The following is a 21,453-nucleotide window of genomic DNA, read 5'->3' on the forward strand; positions in this document are numbered from 1 at the left end:
CGCTTTTTTCTACATCTATTTAAATGGCTAAAAGACAAAACTCTGCTTTCTTCTTAGACCTAGAATATAGGATAATTCAAATTCAATAATCAGAAGTACATTCTCCTCTCTTGTAGCCAATTAGCATTCACTTATTTGTCATGATCAACGCCATTCTCCCCATATTTTTATTAATCGTGATGGGTTACACGATGCGTCATTATCAATTAATGAGCGTAGCATTCTGGAATGACGCAGAGAAACTGGTTTACTACGTGTTATTCCCCGCGATGCTGGTGTCGAAAATGTCGGTTGCGGATCTCTCAGACACAGATGCGATCCCGCTAATTTCTGCCTTGTGCTTAGGTATGGCGATCATCGGCATGATTACCTTATTGATAAAGCCTTTGTTAAAGGTTGAAAATCCGAGTTTTAGTTCGGTGTTTCAGGGGACGACACGTTTCAATACCTTTATCTGTTTGTCACTGGCGGAAAACCTGTTTGGTAATTCGGGCTTGATCACCGCGGTCATCATTACCGCGATTCTGATCCCCGCATTGAATTTTCTGGTGGTGATCGTATTGCATCGTTATGGCAATAGACCTGGGCCAGCCAACTTCATGTCGGTGCTCAAGCAGATTATTAAAAACCCTTTAATTATTGGCTGTGTCGTCGGCATTGGACTGAATCTGGGTAATATCCATTTACCTTCTCCGGTGCAGATTACCATCAGTTTAATGGGTTCTACCGCATTACCTATAGGCTTGATGGCAGTTGGTGCAGCGTTGATATTTAAAGATTTGAAATCTGTGCTACGACCGCTTTTAACAGCAAGCGTGCTGAAGTTGTTGATTTACCCCATTATCGCTTATGGCATTACTGTCGCGTTTGGTTTTGATCGTCAGACACAGATGATTATTCTTATTTTTGCTGCTTCACCCACTGCGCCAGCATCTTATATTTTAGCGAAAAACATGGGAGGTGATCATAGCTTGATGTCTCGCATTATTACGTTTCAAACGATATTTTCCAGCTTGTCGTATTTTGTATTATTCTGGATATTGGGAATATAGCCGTTATTTTTTCATTAGAACTCTAATATGCATCCGGCAAGTTAATTATGCCGTATTAGTTTGATAGATCCATCTTTGATATAAATTCGAAATAAGAATCAAATGCAGATAATCGTTATTCTGATTTTGAACTTATACAAGATAGCTGATCTAAATGATTTAACTAAATATGATAATTCGAAAGAGGATAAGTACATGCAAGTAGGTAAATTTAAGACGTTTTTTCTTTATGGTAGCTTAGCACTTTTTCTTTCTGGGGTTGGGTTTTCGGTTTATGCCAATAAACCTACCAGCGTTAGCGCAGATGCGACAATGAATGCTCAGCATCAAATGGCTCCAATTAAAAATATAACGGCGGATTGGGTTCGCCCCAGCGATGCAGAACTTAAGAAAACCCTGACTAAAATTCAGTTCGATGTGGCACGAAGAGATGCGACAGAGCGAGCATTTTCCAATGAGTATTGGAACAATAAACAGGAAGGCATCTATGTGGATGTGGTTTCTGGCGAACCTTTGTTCAGTTCGAAAGATAAATATAAATCAGGAACTGGCTGGCCGAGTTTTACCAAGCCTTTAGTCGCTACAAATATCGTCGAAAAAGCCGATAAATCACTGTTTTATTCACGTGTTGAGGTTCGTTCAAAATTTGCTGACTCTCATTTAGGACACGTTTTTGATGATGGTCCTGGTGCAAATGGCCTACGCTATTGCATTAATTCAGCGTCGTTGCGATTCATTCCCAAAGATCAGCTTAAGCAAGCAGGGTACGATAAATTAGCGCTTGAATTTAAGTAAAATACACACTGACTAGTTTGGGCAATATCGATTTGTAAGTTCAAAACCACGCTCATATTTTAAAAACTGAATATGAGCGTAGTTTCTTATTTTTTTATAGAAATCAAATGCTTTTACAGCATTAATATCACTATAAGTTAAGTTACCAATTAAAGTATTTGCGCGGATTCATGAAGTCACCGCCGCTGTTGTTATTCCCACCAAAAGGAAAGAAGTTACCGAAACCGTTGTTTGATTTTTTGTTTCTGGGACGCGTGGCATAGAGTAATTGCTGTCTTTCAGCCGGTGGTAAATCCTGAGCATATTGCGCCTGCTCAAAAATCTCAGCGCGATTCCCTTCGTAAGAGCGTATTTGTTTGTTTCCACTGGGTCCGACAAATCGCACAATCGCGCGGTATTTATCTTTACCGATTTGTTTAATTGCCAGGCCATTGAATTCTTTTGGATCAGGTGTTTTTTGCGCACCGATTACTACGGGAATTTTCAGAATTTCCCCTTTTCGAACCACTTTAATTTTTACTTCACGACCGGGTTTGTCATCTCTGACAATTTTAATGAACTGCGCAGGGTGGTTGAGTTTTATATCATCGTAGGCAAACATCACATCGTATGGCTTTAATTCACTTGATTTGGCAGGAGAATTTTCAGAAAAGCTTTTGATTAAAACGCCTTGTTTTACACCCTGAGGTAATTGTGCGGTCACAGCTTCAGGCACAAGATCTAGCACGATTCCCAGATAGCCAGATAATTCTCTAAGCGGTTTTTGTGGTTGTGCTTGCAGGTTTTGATTGTTTTGAACAGCTGGCATATTCATCTGCCCATAGGGATTACCGTAAGGTGCATTTGGCATTTGAGGGTACATCTGAACAGGCTGTTGAGGGAATACTCTATCAGGAGGAAAAACTGGGGATTGCGCCTGACTGACGCCAGTCGTTAGGGCAATGGCAAAAATAGGTGCAGTGATATTTTGAATCCGGATTTTCATGATTTACTCAACTCTCATCAATAGTTAGTAAGCTTGATTATAAATGAGATTGTCTGAAATCACCCCCCCACTTTGGGGGAGTTTTTTAAAACGAAGAACAATCAAGCTAGATAATATTGTGCTCAGGGCCATACGGGAAACCCGTAATATTATTCGCGCCATCATCAGTCAGAACCAGGATATCATGTTCGCGATAACCGCCAGCACCTGGCATACCTTCTGGCAGCATAATCATTGGCTCCATTGAAACCACCATGTCTTTTTCGAGTACTGTTTCAACTTCTTCACGCAGCTCAAGACCTGCTTCACGACCATAGTAATGACACAACACACCAAACGAGTGACCATAACCAAAAGTACGGTATTGGAGTAAATCGTGTTCTGCATAAATCTCATTCAATGCATAAGCGATATCGCAACAGCGTGCGCCAGGTACGATCAGTTTTTTGCCTTCATCGTGTACTTTGCAGTTAACTTCCCACATGCGTAGATGTTCGTCAGAGGCTGATTCTGCAAACAATGTTCGTTCCAACGCTACGTAATAGCCTGCGACCATTGGAAAGCAATTCAAACTTAAAATATCGCCACTTTCGATCTTTTTAGAGGTAACCGGGTTATGCGCACCATCGGTATTCATGCCCGACTGGAACCATGTCCATGTATCCAGTAATTCACCATCAGGGAATACCTTGGCGATCTCACGCACCATGGTCTGGGTCGAATGCAATGCGACTTCGTGCTCTGGCACACCTACACCAATTGCTTCGACACACGCTGCGCCACCAATATCTGCAATCGCGGTCATTTTGGTGATGTGTGCAATTTCTTCAGCTGATTTGATCATACGAAGTTTCATGGCACCGGCACTGATATCGACAAACTCAGATTCCGGCATCGCTAGTTTTAGTTTTTCCAGCATCTCTAGTGGAACTTGATCAAATTCGATGCCAACACGTTGTTTTCCTTTGATTAAAGATGCGCTGGCTTTGTAAAAATTATCGTTCTGCCAATCGGTATAAACCAGGTTTTCGCCAAAGGTTCGACGGTATGGTTGCCCGCCATCTATGTTTGCAGTGACTGTAATTTGGGTGTCGTGATTGATAACAAGCCCATATTTGCGACCAAAAGAGCAATAGAGGAAATCGCTGTAATAGTTGATATTATGAATCGATGTCATCAGGCAACTGTCGATATTCAGTGTTGACATCAGAACCCGTAGTTTGTCGACGCGTGACTGCATTTCCTGTTTACTAAATGTTGGGTTGACCGCCTCGCCATTCGGAATGTTGATGTAGCTTGGCATATTTAGTGTCGCATTTTTATTCATTGGTAATGAACCTCTTTAAACGTAATCCCCGTTCTTTATGTGTACATCATGTGCAAAACGCTATGCAAAAAAGCGTAAAACAAAGCACAACGTAATGTACAAAAAAGTGCCCATAAGTAGGGGGGTGTCATTTGTAGCTTGAATAAGCTGTTGTAGTAATGACTAAGTAAGTAAACATCACTGTGGTTACCTTTGTATATACAAAAGCAAACCACAGTCATGACTTCGCTTGTTTTCCAACGTTAGCGTTGTTGTTTAAATTCTATTGTTCGTGGTTGATATTCTTGGTTGATAATTGTTGTTAAAGTTTGATTCTATGCGCGTGAACCAGCATCGACAATCCATTGCCAGATGTAATCACTGAAACTTCTTCTGACCACTAGTTGAAAACTATCCGCACCGGTTCGTCTCATCACAAGCTGTGATTTGGCAAATACGGTCGTGACTACTTTTCCAATGGGAAAGTAGCTGATATGTACATCGTAAGTACTGGATTTCTTTAGGATGATTTCAGCGCGTTCGCCAGATAAAGATAATACTGTTTGACCACCAGTAACATCTACAATGGCAAAATGTCCTGATATTTCTTCGCGTAATTTAGCTTCTAAGGCATGTTCAGTTTTATCCGCGGTAAGAATCAAAAACTCATCGGGGGCAATCCAGTTAATCACAAAGTGATTGTTTTCAACCGATGACAATGGCTGTGTCGGTAAGTCTAAACCTATCACTGATTTAATCGCTTTGATGGCGTCTGTATTCGTCTCTGGAATACGGACCATCAGATGACCAAGCGCCATTTCCTGCAAGCTGTAGTGAACGCTTTCAGCAGGGTGTTTCTGCGATACATGATGCATGGATAGGCAACGTTGAATGTTTGTATCCTTGGGATTGAGTTCCATCATAAAGCCACCCCCGTACTTTGAGGCGTTTTTTTGCAAAGTAGCATTTTACTGGCCCAGTTATTATTTAACATTTTGACGTTCTCCCTTTGGATCATAGAAAACAGGGCTGCAAATCTCTGCCTCTATGGTTGTTCCATCCGCTTGTGGCATATATACCTTGTCGCCCATTTTATCCAAGCCGCCTTTAATCACCGCCATTGCAATACTGCGCTCTAACACCGCGCTGTAATAACTGGAAGTAACGTGTCCGACCATTGTCATCGGGATTTTTTGATTCGGGTCCAGGACAATTTGCGATCCTTCTGGAGCAACTGTTTTGGCGTCTGTGGTTTTTAATCCCACTAACTGTTTTCTGTTTTCTTTGACCGTATCTTCACGCGCTAACGAGCGTTTACCCAAAAAGCTGAATTCTTTTGCGGGTGAAACCGCCCAGCCCATATCCAGATCATAAGGTGTCATCGATCCATCGGTATCCTGACCCACGATGATGAAGCCTTTCTCAGCACGTAATACGTGCATGGTTTCAGTGCCGTAAGGCGTGATGTCGTATTTTGCACCATGCTCGAATAACTTTTCCCAGACTGCTAGCGCATAGTTGGCTTGCACGTTTATCTCGTAGGATTGTTCGCCAGTAAATGAGATGCGGAAAACACGCGCTGGTACACCCGCGACTACGCCTTCACGTAAATCCATAAACTTGAAGGTATCAGGATTCAGATCGATATCGGTCAGCTCGCCTAGCAATAGTCGTGCTTTAGGGCCCGATATAGAAAGCGTTGCCCACTGATCGGTGACACTATTGAAGTAAACTTCCAGCTCAGGCCATTCGGTTTGATGCCAGATTTCCAGCCAGTTAAATACATGAGCTGCACCACCTGAAGTGGTCGTCATAATAAAGTGGTTATCTGAAATGCATGAGGTAACGCCATCATCAAATACCATGCCGTCTTCGCCACACATCAAACCATAGCGACAACGACCGACAGGTAATTTGCTCCAGGCATTGGTATAAACCCTGTTGAGGAATTCACGTGCGTCCGGACCCTGAATATCTATTTTACCCAGTGTTGATGCATCAATAATACCCACGCCGTTTCTGGTTGCCAAACACTCGCGATTAACCGCTTCGTGCATGGATTCTTCACCTTTCGGGAAGTACCAGGGGCGTTTCCATTGGCCGACATCTTCAAACTCAGCGCCATTTTCCACATGCCATGTGTGCAGGGCAGAATAGCGTTCTATATCGAAAAACTCGTTCACATTACGGCCAGAGATCGCACCGAAAGTCACGGGTGTGTAATTAGGACGGAAAACAGTGGTGCCGGTTTCCGGTATCGTCTTACCTAATTTTTTAGCTGCAATCGCCATGCCATTGATATTGCTTAGCTTTCCTTGATCGGTTCCGAAGCCTAAAGCGGTATAACGCTTTACATGTTCGATGGATTCAAAACCTTCCTGAACTGCAAGTTCGATACCTGCGGCGGTTACGTCTAGCTGGAAATCAACAAACTGCTTAGGCGCACGACTGGTCGGTTTAAAGTGCGGAATATGAAAGATCGGCATGGAAGGAGCAACGTCTTCGACTTCCGCTTTTGCATAACTTGTTTTAGTCGCGTTAAAGCCGCAGGCATTAGCCGCAAATGCTCCTGCAGACGCCGCGTCTTGTAAAATTTCTGCAAGCGGATATAATCCGTTACCCGCACCGGTTGCGATCATGTTTTTATTGAAGTTATCCGGAACAAAGCCTTGAATATCTTCACGCCAGGTAGGGCGACCGCCTGTGTGACAGGATAAATGCACAGCTGGGTTCCAGCCGCTAGAGGTCGCAATCGTGTCGCAATCATATTGCTTAACGCTACCGCTTAGTTTTTCACCCGTTTCATTCAGAGGCGCAACCATCGCATTACTAATGCAAGTGTTACCTTGTGCTTGAACGATAGCGCTGGAGTAGATGATTTCGATACCCGCATCCGTGGCCTTTTTAACCACTGCTTTTCCTGCCGCAGGACGGGTGTCGATGATTGCTCTGACGAGACGACCACTGTTATGCCAATCAAATGCGGTGTTGTAAGCATTGTCATTAGACGTCATCAACAATAGTTTTTTGCCGGGTACAACGTTATAACGGTTGATATAAGTTGATACCGCAGAGGCCAGCATACAACCCGGTATATCGTTATTGCCAAATACCAAGGGGCGTTCGTGCGCGCCCGTTGCGAGAATCACTTGTTTGGCGCGGACCCGATGCATTCTTTGACGAATTTCACCTTCGGGCGCTAAATCAAAGCTTTGATCAGTGCAGCGTTCGTGAATGGTCAGGAAGTTATGATCGTGATAACCATTAACTGTGGCATTTATTAGTAGTGTTACATTATCTGCAGTCGCTAATTCGTCGATTGAATTATCGATCCAATCCTGCGCGGGGGCACCATCAAGTAGATCAGTCTGACTTAGTAGATTGCCACCAAATTCATTTTGTTCATCCGCTAGTATCACGCGTGCACCTGTACGTGCAGCATTCAATGCAGCAGTTATGCCAGCGGGGCCACCACCAACGACTAATACATCGGCGTGTTGATTTATGGTTTCATAAGTATCGGGATCAACCGCTTTGGGAGAACGTCCCAAGCCCGCACCTTTACGAATCATTTTTTCGTAAGTCATCCACAGCTTGCTGGGCGCCATAAAGGTTTTGTAGTAAAAACCCGGTGGCATAAAACGTCCGAAGAGTTTACCGACGACACCCATCACATCGCGTTCAGTGCTAGGCCAGCCATTAGTGCTATGACATTCAAGGCCTTCGTAAATCAGTTGTTGAGTGGCGCGAATATTGGGAATCTGGGTCGCTTCTGTCTTTCCTAATTGCAAGATCGCATTGGGTTCTTCCGCACCGGCAGCAATGATTCCACGAGGTCGTCCGTACTTGAAACTTCGCCCGACTACATCAACATCATTAGCTAATAGCGCAGAAGCGATGGTATCGCCAGAATAGCCCGTATAGGGTTTATTATTAAAGCTAAAGGTAATTGGTTTGCTTGCATCGACACGGCTTTGTGCGGATGCGTTGTTTCCCTGAATTCTATTTGGCTGGCTCATTTTTTCACCGCCTGTGCACTGCTGAATTGATCGTATTTATTTGGAACCGCAGGTGCAGTGGCAACGTTTGGTTGTTCACCAACTTTGTAAATTTCTTTGATTTCGTAGGTAGCGGTGTCGCGTGTCATATAAAAGAATTTTCTGCAACCCGTGGTGTGCTGCCATAACTCGTGATGATTACCGCGTGGATTTTTACGGAAGAAAACGTAATCTCCCCATGCTTCATCGCTCAATGACTCGGGATCAGTAGGGCGCACGATATGCGCTTCACCAGAGGCATGAAATTCTTCTTCTGCGCGTTCTTCTTCGCAATATGGACAGTAGATTAGGAACAAGTTGCAGTCTCCTTCATATTTTTGAATTCAGGTGCAGCAAGTTTATTCAAGAGTGATTGTCTGGACTGAACATGGTAGCAATAGCTACCATGTGAAGGAAGGCAATTGCTATTGGGTAAAATTGATGTGATTGAATCAAAAAAATGTTTGTATTGAAATATCATAGTCAAGATCAATCGAAAGTTAGTGTTATGGAGGTGGATGCAACTCATTAGTGTGCTACCCCCGCTGCGCCGTGTTCATCGATTAAAGCGCCGGTATTGAATCGATCGATTGAGAATGGTTTTGCTAATTCGTGCATTTCGCCTTTCGCCAGAGATGCTGCAAAAACATGCCCGGAACCCGGTGTGGCTTTAAAGCCGCCAGTACCCCAGCCACAGTTGAAATAGAGATTTTCAATTTCAGTTTTACTGATTAATGGACACGCATCAGGCGTAGTATCAACAATTCCACCCCATTGTCGATTCATGCGAACACGACTGAAAATAGGGAATAGTTCTAAAATCGCAGACACAGTGTGTTCTATTGTTGGGTACGAACCACGTTGGCCGTAGCCGTTATAGCCGTCGATACCCGCACCAATCACCAAATCACCTTTATCGGACTGGCTGACATAACCGTGCACGTGGTTTGACATTACCACGGTGTCTAAAATGGGTTTTATCGGCTCAGAGACTAAGGCTTGTAAAGGGTGTGATTCAAGTGGCAGACGTAATCCCGCCATACCTGCAAGTACGCCAGAGTTGCCAGCAACCACACAACCAACTTTGCCTGCATTGATAGTGCCGTATTGCGTTGTTTTAACGCCCGTAACCGTGCCATCTTCTATTTCGAAACCTTCTACTGCACATTGCTGAATGAGATCAACACCCAGGGCATCAGCACCGCGAGCGAAACCCCATGCCACTGCATCGTGTCTGGCGACACCTCCACGAGGTTGCCATGATGCGCCCATTACTGGATAACGGCGATTCGCGCTGCAATCCATATCAGGCACTATTTCTTTGACCTGTTGTGCATCAAGCATTTCGCCGTCGATACCATTCAGGCGATTGGCATTCACACGTCGAGAAATATCTCGCATATCTTGCAGGGTATGACCAAGGTTCAAAACGCCGCGTTGTGAAAACATTACGTTGTAGTTTAAATCCTGTGATAAGCCTTCCCAGAGCTTCATCGCGTGTTCGTACAAAAACGCAGATTCATCCCAGAGATAATTAGAACGCACGATGGTTGTGTTTCTTGCTGTATTACCACCACCTAAATAGCCTTTTTCGATAACCGCGACATTGGTTATGCCGAATTCTTTGGCTAAATAATAAGCGGTTGCCAGACCATGTCCGCCACCACCGACGATAACCACATCGTAGGATTTTTTTGGGGTAGGGTTACGCCAGACACGTTGCCAGTTTTCGTGGTGACTCATGGCATGCTTTAACAGGCCAAAGCCCGAGTAATGCTGCATAATCTTTATCTCTGTGTGTTGTTGTTTAAAGCGTTTTTTAAAATCCGCTGTTACATTACAGTGTAAATCTATTCAGACTCATCTGCCTAGCATTTTGACTTTATACAGCTTTAGCGATTACTTTACTGAGTCTAAAAGTATCGTTAGAGCGACATGGTTAGAAAAAACCCCTATAAGTAGGGGGGTGTATATTTTTATTAATTATAGATTTACAACCAGTTCAGCATTCTATGCGTATCTAACTTTATCAAAATAATTGTTAAAAATGATCAGAGGATTTATGCAATTTAAAAACAGTTTGTTTGTTGTTGTAACGGCATTCGCTTTTTTCTTTTCAACCAGTGTAATGGTCACTAGCGCCATAGCTAAACCGATCAAGAACGGATTTGATCTTGAGAATAGCATCATTCCTGTTAAAGAGATTCTAAGCGGTGGGCCACCACGTGACGGGATTCCTTCCATTGATAAACCTACTTTTTTAAACGCTGATGATGCAGATTATCTGAAAGATTCAGATCGAATTTTAGGGATTGTACTAGAACAAGAAGGACAAAAAGGAAAGGAAGAAGCACGCGCCTATCCAATCAAAATATTAAACTGGCATGAGATTGTGAATGATGAGATCTCAGGTAAAGCTGTTGCGGTAACCTATTGCCCTTTATGTGGAAGTGGCATTGTTTACGCCGCTGACTTTGAAGGTAAAGCGTATAAATTTGGTGTGTCTGGTTTGTTATATAATAGCGACGTATTGTTATTCGATCGTCAGACAGAAACGCTGTGGTCACAGATTTTATCAAAAGGTGTGAGTGGTAAATGGGTTAATAAGAAGCTGAAGGTGATTCAATCTGCGCATACCAGTTGGGCATCCTGGAAAGCGCAATATCCAGATACCAAAGTCCTTTCTAACGACACTGGTTTTGATCGTGATTACAATCGATCACCTTACGGTACTTACGATAAAGATGTCAGCACCTATTTCCCCGTCGCTTTTAAAAGTAAACGCTATCACCCGAAAGAAAGAGTGCTGGGAATCACTATCAACGATAAGCAAAAAGTATATCCATTTGCAGAGTTATCTAAATATTTTGCAGAAACCAAAGAAACTTCGCTAATAGATACCTTTGAAGGGCAGGAATTAACACTCGAATTCGATAGTGACAACAGAGATGGGTCATTCAAAAATTCAAACGGTGAAGGTGTTACCAGTACCAATACATTCTGGTTTGCCTGGTATGCGTTTCATCCTGAAGCTGAAATTTATAAGTTTAAAAAAAGCTCAAAATGATCGATTAAGAAAATTTGAACAATTTAATAAAAACGTATATATATCAATTTTTTCGATGAAAGTCTGTATTAGTATCAACTTATGTTCACTTAACAGGAGTTTAGCTATGCATACCATAATGAAAGGACTGAAAAAGGATCATCATAACTTAGCAAAAGTACTAAAAATCATGGAACTGCAATTGGAGCGTATCGCTGAAGGCGACGATGCTGCACTTGGTTTGATGTATGATTCTAGTCACTACATTCAAAGTTATCCTGATATCATTCACCATCCCAAAGAAGACAAGGTTTTTGAGGTTTTTAAGCACCGTTCAAAGGATGAAGCAGACGCTTTAAAAAAATTGACTCAACAGCATATGGATATGCCGAATACGACTGATAAATTTAAAGAGATGCTCGATACCGCCATCAATGGTTTAGAGTTTATTAGTCGTGAAGATCTGGTCAAGAAGATTAAGGACTACATTGAGCTTGAATGGGAACATATGGATCTGGAAGAGTCTGTGATATTTCCACTGATCAATGAAACTCTTGAAGATAAAGACTGGAAATTACTTGAGGAGCTTATTGATGCTGATTCTGACCCATTATTTAGCGATAGCGTAGAAGAATCATTTCAAAATCTATATCAATCTATTAAAGATCAGGCAGCTTAGATCAGGTTTTTGGTGTTAGTCATTGTATAAAATCGACTATAAAAATCTAAAGTACATTAATTTACATTGCTGATTTAACATACTTTAGATTTCCTGATTTTGAGTTCCTAATATTGAAGAGCTTGAATAGGATGTCGCTGTTATTTAACGCGCATTCCAGGTAAAGCTCCTTCGTCTGGATTAAGCACGAAGATGTCTTTGCCGCCGGGGCCGGCCGCTAGTACCATGCCTTCTGACATGCCGAAACGCATTTTGCGTGGTGCAAGGTTTGCAACCATAACGGTTAATTTACCTTCAAGCTCAGCAGGCTCGTAAGCAGATTTAATACCTGCAAAGACATTGCGCTGACCTTTGCTTTCACCTTCACCTAGATCGAGTGTGAGTTGAAGTAATTTATCTGCTCCTTCTACATGTTCTGCTTTTAGAATTTTAACTACACGTAGATCAATCTTTGCGAAATCATCAAATTCGATGGTTGGGCTGATTGGGTCTTGTTCATTCGTTGTGTCGCTAGCATCACTCATTTTTGTATCCGTATCTTTATCAGTGTTGTTTGTATTGGTTTTCGCCTGCAGTGTAGCCGCTTCAGCTAATAAGAGTTTATTGGCTTCCAGCATGGCATCTACTTTATCTTCTTCGATTCGCGTCATTAATGGTTTGAATTTCTTAATTTCGCTTGAAAGTAGGGGGGTGGCTATATCATTCCAGCTCAATTCGCCAGCATTCAGAAAATCTTCAGATTTAGCCGCCAATTCAGGTAACACAGGTTTTAAGTAGGTAATGATCGCGCGGAACATATTGATACCTAATGAACAGATATCTTGTACTTCCTGCTGGCGCGTTTCATCTTTAGCTAATACCCAGGGTTGTTTTTCATCAACGTATTGATTAGCAAGATCAGCTAAAGCCATGATTTCACGCATTGCTTTACTGTAACGGCGGTCTTCGTATGCCTGTGCGATTGAGTCGCTGGCATCAATGAATTGCTGATACAAGGCTTCATCTGCAAGCGTAGCAGACAGTTTTTCATCAAACTTTTTGCTGATGAATCCTGCGCAGCGAGAGGCGATATTGACGACTTTTCCTACCAGATCGCTATTAATGCGTAGCTGGAAGTCTTTCAAATTCAGGTCGATATCGTCAACCGTATTGCTTAGTTTTGCCGCGTAGTAGTAACGCAGAGGTTCAGCAGGTAGGTGATCAAGAAATACGCGTGCCTGAATAAAGGTACCGCGTGATTTAGACATTTTCTGACCATTCACGTTTAAGAAGCCGTGGCAAAAAACGGCTGTTGGTAAACGAAAATCTGCCGACTTTAGAACTGCAGGCCAGAATAGGGTGTGGAAGTAGGCGATATCTTTACCAATGAAATGATACAGCTCGGTTTCATTGTTCTGGTTTCTTTCAGCACTCCAGTACTCATCGAAATCAATGTCGTTATCGTCACGATCACAGTAGTTTTTGAATGATGCAATATAGCCAATAGGCGCATCTAGCCACACATAAAAGTATTTATCTTCAGTACCCGGAATTTTAAAGCCCCAGTAAGGTGCATCGCGAGAAATATCCCAATCGTTTAAGCCGTCTTCCAGCCATTCATTCATTTTGTTGGCGATTTCTTTTTGTACACTGCCGCTATTTACCCATTCTTTAAGAAAATCAGCATAGTCGTTGATTTTAAAGAAATAATGTTCACTGTCTTTTTCGATTGGAGTTGCGCCAGTGACGACAGAATATGGGTTAACCACTTCTGTGGTTGAATAGGTTGCGCCACAACTCTCGCAGTTATCACCGTATTGATCGGGTGTGCCACATTTTGGGCATTCGCCTTTGATGAAGCGGTCCGGTAAAAACATATTCGCTTCGGGGTCGTAAGCCTGTTTGATGGTTTTGGTCGCGATATTACCTTTAGCTTTTGCGGCTAAATAAATGGTTTCTGAGAAGTACTTATTTTCTTCAGAATGGGTGGTGTGAAAGTTGTCGTATGAAATCAGGAAATCGTTGAAATCACGCTCATGTTCCTGCTTCATCTTGTCGATGAGTTCTTGTGGTTCAATGCCTTCCTGTTGAGCGCGCAACATGATCGGTGTGCCGTGTGCATCATCAGCCCATGCGAAGATGCAGCTATTGCCTCGAAGACGTTGGAAACGTGCCCAGATATCCGTCTGGATATACTCCACCATATGGCCTAAATGGATCGGTCCATTGGCATAAGGAAGAGCAGAGGTAATCAGTATTTTGCGTGGTTTTTCAACGGGATTCATAAGGCTAAGTTTTCAGGACTAATTGTAAGGAGTAAAGACCGTGTAAATTAACAGACTGGCGTATTAATCGCTAGTAAGGATTGCGTATCATTACTGATCATTTGGTATTTCTTTTTCAGTAGTTTATCGTTCTTTGACCTCGTATTTTCACTATAATGTTTCAATTTTTGATTTGTGTATTCTATGGAAAGTCGTCGTTTATTATTTCGCGTTATTTTGAAATCCTTATTTTTTGTTGGATTTCTTGTATTGATAGCAGTTTTCTTCAATACCCTATTTACTACTCAAGACGAAAATAAACAGATAGATGCAAAAGACAATCAAATAGCGACTGTTGCTATCGATATTAGCGATATGCGAAAAGGCGAAATAAGAAAGGTGCGTTGGGGCGTAAAAGAAGCCGCGGTACTTTATCGGCAGTTTTCTAAGAAAGTTGATTTAAATAAGAACAAAGGGAATAAATCATCTAAAAATACATTGCATGATTCATTGTCAACAGAGACTCGATCAATCAAACCAGATTATTTCGTCTTTATAAATCATGGAGATTCGCGGAATTGCCCTTTGTATTATGCCAAAGGCGAATTTAACGATACCTGTTCCAAAAATATTTTTGATGAGAATGGCTTACCCGTTTTTGCTGCTCGGGTCAGTTATCAATTAAAGATACCGCCTCATTATTTCGAGGGTAATTCAATTAAAATTGGCGCCTGGGAATGATTGATACCGGAATTCTTAATTATTCAAGCACCCCCCTACTTACAGAGGGTTTTATTGCTTTTATTAATGACTAAGCCTTAAGTTTGCATACCAACCGGTATGTATGTATTGTTCTGTTTCAATGAAGTCCCTTTCTAAAACTATTGAGCCTACCCAAAGTTGGTGGAAATTATGGTCAAGTTTATGTCCATGTTCTGCTGATTCTAAACGTACTGATTCTGTCAATAAAAGCGCTGCCACTCGTGAAAAAATTCTGCTCGCAGCCTTCGATGAAATGTACCATTGCGGTTTTCAGGCAGCTAGCCTAAATAATATTCTTAAAAACACCGGCACCACCAAGGGCGCTCTTTACCATCATTTCAAAAATAAGATGGATCTTGGCTATGCTGTGGTTGATGAATTTATCTTTCAGTCAATCAAAGAGAACTGGATCGAGCCGTTGAACCAAACCGATGATCCGATTAAAACGATTCAGGATATTTTAATCAATACCTCTCAGATTATGACCGACGCAGATATTCGTTTAGGTTGCCCTATGAATAATCTCGCACAAGAAATGTCCCCGATAGACGAAGGGTTTAGAGAGCGTATTTCAAAAGTATACTCGGAGTGGCAAGAAGCCATCGAAGCTGCCTGTGAAAGAGGAAAACTGGCGGGTAACTTCAAAAATAGTGTGGATTCAAAGCAAGCCTCAGTATTGTTTGTTGCCTCTCTGGAAGGCTGTTTAGGGTATGCAAAAAGTTTACAAAGTAAAGATGCCTTGCTGAGTTGTGGTCAGGGTCTTATAGATCAGCTAGAATCGCTGCGGCCACGGAAAAAAACTTAGGAAAAAGAGCATGATAAAGAAGTATGCTGAGAGTGTTATTAAATTACGTTGGGTATTGCTGATAGCGTCAGTTGTACTCATGTTAATAGCTGCTTCTGGTGCGAAAAATTTATTTTTTAATAACGATTACCACATTTTCTTTTCTGAAGATGATCCGCGCTTAAAAGCTTTTGAAGATTTACAAAACACCTATACCAAAAATGACAATGTCATTCTTGTGCTGGCACCCAAAGATGGGGTTGTGTTCAAAACTGACACCCTTGCGGCCATTGAAGATGTTACTGAAAGAGCCTGGCAAACGCCTTATTCGATTCGTGTTGATTCACTTTCAAACTATCAGCACAGTGAATCTGTCGAAGATGATATGTCAGTGGCTAATTTATACGAAGAAGCCAGTGAGCTGAGCGCAGATGATCTAGCCCGTATTAAAGATATCGCACTCAATGAGCCGCTATTACGGCATCGTTTGATTTCTGAAAAAGCCCATGTCAGTTCGATCAATATCACCATGGAATTTCCCAAAGAAATTCAGGATGAAAATGGCGTTACTAAAGCTGCTGATCCAACAAAGCAGGTTTCGGAAGTTGTTACTGAAGTTCGTAAGCTTAAATCTTATATCGAGAAAACCTATCCGGAAATAACGGTCTATTTATCCGGTATTGTAATGTTGAATAATGCCTTTGGTGAGGCGACCATCTACGATATGTCACACCTATTGCCTATGGCATTGTTGCTGATTCTGATTACCGTATATTTATTGCTGAGAAGTATCTCGGGCACCATAACGACTCTACTGGTAATTGTGTTTTCTGTTGTCACCGCCTTTGGTTTGGCAGGGTGGTTAGGTATCCAGTTGTCGTCTCCTGTGATGTCTGCGCCGGTGATTATATTGACCTTGGCTGTAGCGGATTGTGTGCATATTCTCTCTACCTGGTTGTCTGAAATACGTCATGGTAAAGACAAGAAATTAGCGATGGTGGAAAGCCTTAGGGTTAACTTTATGCCGGTGTTTTTGACATCGCTTACCACTGCTATCGGTTTCCTATCATTAAATACCAGTGATGCGCCTCCATTTCGTGATTTAGGTAATGTGGCTGCAATGGGCGTTCTTGCAGCTTTCATCTTTTCTATTTTCTTCTTGCCTGCCATCGCTACACTTTTACCTGTTAAAGAACAAAAGAAAGAAACCCATACTTTAAAAGTCATGTCTTCATTTGCGGAGTGGGTGATTGCTAAGCAAAAGGCGCTACTTATAGGGATGAGTTCAATTGCAGTCTTGTTGATTGTTTTGATTCCTATTAATGAATTAAACGATGTTTTTGTTGAGTACTTTGATGATCGTATTGAATTTCGTCGCGATACAGATTTCATCAGTCAGAATTTAACTGGTATTTATAATATTGAATATTCGATAAATACCGAGAATACGGGTGATATTGCCGACCCTGATGTTTTGGCTAATATTAAAAAGTTTACCGATTGGCTAAATACTCAGCCTGAAGTCATTCATGTCAATACGGTGACGGATACATTTACCCGCCTGAATAAAAACATGCATGGCGATGACAAGAGTTTCTACCGACTTCCTGAATCACGAGAGATGGCGGCGCAGTATCTATTGCTTTACGAAATGTCCTTGCCGTTCGGACTGGATTTGAATAATCAGATTGATATCGACAAAAAAAGTACACGCATCACGGTGACTTTGAAGACAATATCGACGCAACAAGTGCTTGATATAGAAACCCGCGTAGATCAGTGGATGGATGAAAATATTCCTAAACTGAAAGCGATTGGGGCTAGTCCGACAATTATGTTTGCCCATATTGGTATGAAAAATATTATCAGTATGATCAGTGGAACAACCATTGCTTTGGTTCTGATTTCGTTGATATTAGTATTTGCTTTGAAATCGTGGCGATATGGCTTATTAAGTCTCATTCCGAATCTGGTTCCAGCGGGTATGGCGTTTGGTATCTGGGCAATTATCAATGGTGAAATTGGTTTGGCGCTGTCGGTGGTAACCGCGATGACTTTGGGAATAGTCGTCGACGATACTATTCACTTCTTATCGAAGTATTTACGTGCCAGACGAGAAAAGGGGCTGGGTGCTGAGGATGCTGTACGTTATGCATTTTCTACGGTAGGTGTGGCTCTTTGGGTAACCTCTGTCGCATTGGTGGCTGGCTTTCTGGTGTTGGCGACATCGTCCTTTAAATTGAATTCAGGCATGGGGCTGTTAACCGCCATTGTCATTGCGATAGCTTTGATTGTTGATTTCTTGTTATTACCGCCATTGCTGATAAAGCTGGATGCCTGGTTGAATAAAGACAGTAAAGTAACAGAAACTGTTCTGGCTGAGATAAAAACTAAATAGACCGACTATCACCGAGATTGAACTGCAAAGTGTTAGTTGTGTCTTATTTACATAGTCGGTTAAATTTTAGATTCAAATTCAAAGCTACAATTTGAATCTAGATATGAATGAAAATACGAATAAATAAATATTGAGAATAATTGGAGAAATAATGAAAATCAAACTGCTACTAGCGACAGTGTTAACTGTTTCATCATTGGGTTTATATGCTGAAACGCCGGCAGAAAAAGGTTTGAAGATTGCTCAAGCTGCGGATGTCAGTGATCAGGGATTTTCAGATTTCACTGCAAATATGGTGATGACATTGAAGAATCGCGCAGGCAAAACCAGTCGCCGTATTATTCGTATTAAAACGCTTGAGGGTAAGGGTGATGGCGATAAGTCTTTGTCGTTATTCGATGAGCCAGCTGATGTAAAAGGTACGGCGATGCTAACCTTTTCTCATGGTTTAAAGCCCGATGACCAATGGCTTTATCTGCCTGCTTTGAAACGCGTGAAGCGAATCAATTCGCGTAATAAATCTGGCCCGTTTATGGGCAGTGAATTTGCATTTGAGGATTTAGGCTCGCAGGAAGTTGAGAAATACACCTATAAATATCTAAAAGAAGAGGCTTGCGGAAGTGGCTGGAAGTGTCATGTTGTGGAGCGCACCCCAGCTTATAAATATTCTGGTTACACGAAACAGGTTGCCTGGATTGATACCAAAGAATATCGCCCTGTAAAAGTGATGTATTACGATCGTAAAAACTCTTTGTTAAAGACCCTAAACGCAACCGGTTTCAAGCAATATGCGGGTAAGCACTGGCGTCCTGCAACCATGGCTATGCAAAATCACCAAACGGGTAAAAGCACTATTTTACAATGGACTAATTACAAGTTCAAAACCGGTTTAAACAATCGTGACTTTAATAAAAAGTCTTTAGCGAGATAGCTAAATATATAACATCTTTTACTCTATAAAGAATTTTTAAGTAATGGCAGTTTCAGCAGAGTACCTCGCTTATATTCAGGATTTACTCTGCGACTTGCCCGATATAAGTGTCAAAACTTTTTTTGGGGGTAAGTCTTTAAGGTCATCTTATCTCGTTAGTGAAAATGGTGAGTATCTAGAGCAGTTAGAAGATGTTCAGTTTGGAATGATCATTAACGATGTTTTATATTTTGTGGTTGATGATGTAAGTCGACCTAACTATGAAAAGCTCGGTATGACGCCTTTTCAATATGAAAAGAAAACCGGGATAGTCAAGGTAAGAAAATATTACACGGCACCAGAAGAATGTTTTGAAGATCAGGAAGTGATGCTCAAATGGGCAAAAGAAGCCTTACAGTCTGCCTATCGTGTGAAGTAAGAACTGCATTAGAATATTACTCATTCAATATCGAATAAAAGATAAATTCAATAGCCATTAATAGAAAAGCACGGAAGCTTTTAGATGTTACAACTTAAAATCCCACCTCCAGTATATGCTATTAGTATTGCCATCATTATGTGGCTACTGAGCAAATACATTCCTATTGTCGAGCTTATTCAAAGTCCTTGGAACAAAATCGGTCTGGGTATTATTATTATCGCGGCGTGTTTTGATGTTTGGTCTCTGTTTTTGTTTTTGAAAAAACACACGACACCCAATCCCATGAAACCAGAAAATACGACGGGTATTGTTACCAAAGGTTTGTATCAATACAGTCGAAATCCGATGTACTTAGGGTTACTCATTATATTATTTGGTTTTGGTATATGGTTGGGTAGTCTGTCTCCATTTTTAATGTTGCCGATGTTTTATTGGCTAATAACAGAAATGCAGATAAAACCAGAAGAGCGCATGCTGGAACAAAAATTTGGCAAAGAATATTTAGATTTTAAAAACAGGGTTAGACGATGGCTTTAAATAATCATAAACAGTTAAAACAGCTAAAAAAACACATTAAAACAAGTCTGGCGGTTTCGATAACGAGCCTGATTTTGTTTTCTAGTGTTACTGCAGCTGAGTTATCCGGCAATGTTTCTTTAGAAGGGCGTTTGTTTACGACAGATCCTGCTTACCCAAAACAGGCTAAAAGTGGGGGGGTGTCATTAAGCTTTCTTCCTGAGTTCAAACACAAGTGGGATGGTGATGATCAGCAATTTACCTTTACTCCTTTTTACCGCTGGGATGAAAAGGATGATGAAAGAACCCATGGAGATATTCGCCAGCTAGATTACCTAGTGAGTAAAGGCGATTGGGAATATCAAATTGGTATCAGCAAAAAATTCTGGGGAGTTACCGAGTCTCAGCATCTGGTTGATATTATTAACCAGACTGACGGTGTTGAAGACCTCGATGGTGAAGATAAATTAGGCCAGCCGATGTTTCGGGTGAGTCGTCTCATGGACAATGGTTCGGTAGATTTCTTTGTGTTGCCGTATTTTCGAGAAAGAACCTTTGCGGGTCAGAATGGGCGTTTTCGTACTCCTTTAATTGTCGATGCAGATGCCGCTACCTATGAGTCATCATCAGAAGAAAAGCATATTGATTACGCGTTACGCTGGTCAGAATCCTTTGATGAGCTTGATCTTGGGGTGCATGTTTTTAAAGGAACCTCGCGTGATCCTGATTTAACGCTTGGCTTAAAAAATGGCGATCCAGTATTAGTGCCTTATTATCCGCAAATTACCCAGTTTGGTTTAGATTTGCAGCATACCGCTGAAGATATCATCTGGAAGTTGGAAGCAATTCATCGCAAACGCAAAGGCGATGATTATTCTGCTGCAGTTGGAGGTTTTGAATACACGCTGCCTGCTTTGACAGAATCAGGTACAGAGCTTGGTTTATTAGCTGAATACCACAGAGACTCACGTGGTGAAGTCGCTAATGCACCTTTTCAAAATGACTTGTTTTTTGGCGCGCGTTTGGCATTGAACGATGAAGATAGTAGTGAGCTACTGGCGGGTGTATTCGTGGATTTAGACAACTCGACTAAAAGTTTACGACTGGAAGCGAGTCGCAGAATTGGAAACGGAATGAAGTTGAATATAGAAGGGCAGGTATTTACGGATGTAGATAAAGAAGACCCTTTATATACCTTTAGCAAAGATGATTATATTCAAGTTGAATTACAAAAATTCTTTTAAAGTATTGGCAGATAAGCAGAGCGTTTTAGCGTTGCGATCTTAAAGAGATGCAATAAAATAGAAGCAAAAAACAAAGCATAAATAAACACGTAAAAAGAATACATAAAAAAACCGCCTTAAAGATACTCTGTTCGCCGTCAAGTAAATAATCCCATTTCGAATAGAAAAAACTAATGGATCACGATGCTACTAAATCATAAAACCGTGTACCATCAAAAGGCTTGTTCTCTTTCAACATGCCATGCATAGCAAGC

18 protein-coding genes are annotated in these 21,453 nt (G+C 41.5%); 11 read left to right on the plus strand and 7 right to left on the minus strand.

Translation table 11 applies throughout. The features are described 5' to 3' along the window. The first annotated feature begins 140 nt into the window (after positions 1–140). Positions 141–1,052, plus strand: coding sequence for an AEC family transporter (locus tag Q1A31_RS18950; RefSeq protein ID WP_299880672.1), 912 nt, complete (start codon positions 141–143; stop codon positions 1,050–1,052). 330 nt (positions 1,053–1,382) lie between these two features. Then, on the plus strand, positions 1,383–1,847 hold the full coding sequence (msrB, locus tag Q1A31_RS18955; RefSeq protein ID WP_299880721.1) for a peptide-methionine (R)-S-oxide reductase MsrB: 465 nt from the start codon (positions 1,383–1,385) through the stop codon (positions 1,845–1,847). A 142-nt stretch (positions 1,848–1,989) separates the two neighbouring features. Here msrB and Q1A31_RS18960 read toward each other — a convergent pair whose 3' ends face one another. From Q1A31_RS18960 to Q1A31_RS18985, 6 genes are all read right to left on the minus strand, one after another. Further along, entirely contained in the window at positions 1,990–2,832 is an 843-nt protein-coding gene (locus tag Q1A31_RS18960; protein ID WP_299880675.1) for a PDZ domain-containing protein, read from the minus strand. A 106-nt stretch (positions 2,833–2,938) separates the two neighbouring features. Further along, complete coding sequence (locus Q1A31_RS18965; RefSeq protein ID WP_299880678.1) at positions 2,939–4,159, minus strand: aminopeptidase P family protein; 1,221 nt, start codon at positions 4,157–4,159, stop codon at positions 2,939–2,941. Positions 4,160–4,473: 314 nt separating this feature from the next. Next, a complete protein-coding gene (locus tag Q1A31_RS18970) occupies positions 4,474–5,061 on the minus strand; it encodes a sarcosine oxidase subunit gamma (RefSeq protein WP_299880681.1) in 588 nt (195 codons plus the stop codon). A gap of 60 nt (positions 5,062–5,121) precedes the next feature. Beyond that, positions 5,122–8,157 (minus strand): sarcosine oxidase subunit alpha family protein, encoded by a 3,036-nt coding sequence (locus tag Q1A31_RS18975; RefSeq protein ID WP_299880684.1) that lies wholly within the window; start codon positions 8,155–8,157, stop codon positions 5,122–5,124. Next, the gene (locus Q1A31_RS18980) at positions 8,154–8,492 is read right to left on the minus strand and encodes a sarcosine oxidase subunit delta (RefSeq protein WP_299880687.1); all 339 of its coding nucleotides are present in this window, start codon (positions 8,490–8,492) and stop codon (positions 8,154–8,156) included. The genes Q1A31_RS18975 and Q1A31_RS18980 overlap by 4 nt, the downstream gene beginning before the upstream one ends. Positions 8,493–8,703: 211 nt before the next feature. Continuing rightward, positions 8,704–9,957 (minus strand): sarcosine oxidase subunit beta family protein, encoded by a 1,254-nt coding sequence (locus Q1A31_RS18985; protein ID WP_299880690.1) that lies wholly within the window; start codon positions 9,955–9,957, stop codon positions 8,704–8,706. 280 nt (positions 9,958–10,237) lie between these two features. Here Q1A31_RS18985 and Q1A31_RS18990 point away from each other — a divergent pair, with 280 nt between their 5' ends. Continuing rightward, complete coding sequence (locus Q1A31_RS18990; protein WP_299880693.1) at positions 10,238–11,242, plus strand: DUF3179 domain-containing protein; 1,005 nt, start codon at positions 10,238–10,240, stop codon at positions 11,240–11,242. 106 nt (positions 11,243–11,348) lie between these two features. Further along, positions 11,349–11,900, plus strand: a complete 552-nt coding sequence (locus Q1A31_RS18995; protein ID WP_299880696.1) for a hemerythrin domain-containing protein — start codon at positions 11,349–11,351, stop codon at positions 11,898–11,900. A gap of 140 nt (positions 11,901–12,040) precedes the next feature. Here Q1A31_RS18995 and metG read toward each other — a convergent pair whose 3' ends face one another. Next, on the minus strand, positions 12,041–14,164 hold the full coding sequence (metG, locus tag Q1A31_RS19000) for a methionine--tRNA ligase (protein ID WP_299880700.1): 2,124 nt from the start codon (positions 14,162–14,164) through the stop codon (positions 12,041–12,043). A gap of 183 nt (positions 14,165–14,347) precedes the next feature. Here metG and Q1A31_RS19005 point away from each other — a divergent pair, with 183 nt between their 5' ends. The 7 genes from Q1A31_RS19005 (at position 14,348) to Q1A31_RS19035 (ending at position 21,199) form a co-directional block, all read left to right on the plus strand. Next, complete coding sequence (locus Q1A31_RS19005; RefSeq protein WP_299880703.1) at positions 14,348–14,884, plus strand: hypothetical protein; 537 nt, start codon at positions 14,348–14,350, stop codon at positions 14,882–14,884. A 121-nt stretch (positions 14,885–15,005) separates the two neighbouring features. Further along, positions 15,006–15,710: a TetR/AcrR family transcriptional regulator gene (locus tag Q1A31_RS19010; RefSeq protein WP_299880705.1), complete on the plus strand. Its 705-nt coding sequence runs from the start codon at positions 15,006–15,008 to the stop codon at positions 15,708–15,710. A 10-nt stretch (positions 15,711–15,720) separates the two neighbouring features. Continuing rightward, a complete protein-coding gene (locus Q1A31_RS19015) occupies positions 15,721–18,087 on the plus strand; it encodes an RND family transporter (protein ID WP_299880708.1) in 2,367 nt (788 codons plus the stop codon). A 151-nt stretch (positions 18,088–18,238) separates the two neighbouring features. Continuing rightward, positions 18,239–19,018 (plus strand): outer membrane lipoprotein-sorting protein, encoded by a 780-nt coding sequence (locus Q1A31_RS19020; RefSeq protein ID WP_299880710.1) that lies wholly within the window; start codon positions 18,239–18,241, stop codon positions 19,016–19,018. 43 nt (positions 19,019–19,061) lie between these two features. Further along, a complete protein-coding gene (locus tag Q1A31_RS19025) occupies positions 19,062–19,436 on the plus strand; it encodes a TfoX/Sxy family protein (protein WP_299880712.1) in 375 nt (124 codons plus the stop codon). 84 nt (positions 19,437–19,520) lie between these two features. Then, a complete protein-coding gene (locus Q1A31_RS19030; protein WP_299880715.1) occupies positions 19,521–19,976 on the plus strand; it encodes an isoprenylcysteine carboxylmethyltransferase family protein in 456 nt (151 codons plus the stop codon). Continuing rightward, positions 19,967–21,199 carry a hypothetical protein gene (locus Q1A31_RS19035; RefSeq protein WP_299880718.1) on the plus strand — a complete coding sequence of 411 codons (1,233 nt, stop codon included), beginning with the start codon at positions 19,967–19,969 and terminating at the stop codon, positions 21,197–21,199. Before Q1A31_RS19030 ends, Q1A31_RS19035 begins: the two co-directional genes overlap by 10 nt. Positions 21,200–21,453: the final 254 nt, after the last annotated feature.

Source organism: uncultured Cocleimonas sp., from assembly GCF_947495625.1.
In the GTDB taxonomy this organism is placed as follows: domain Bacteria; phylum Pseudomonadota; class Gammaproteobacteria; order Thiotrichales; family Thiotrichaceae; genus Cocleimonas.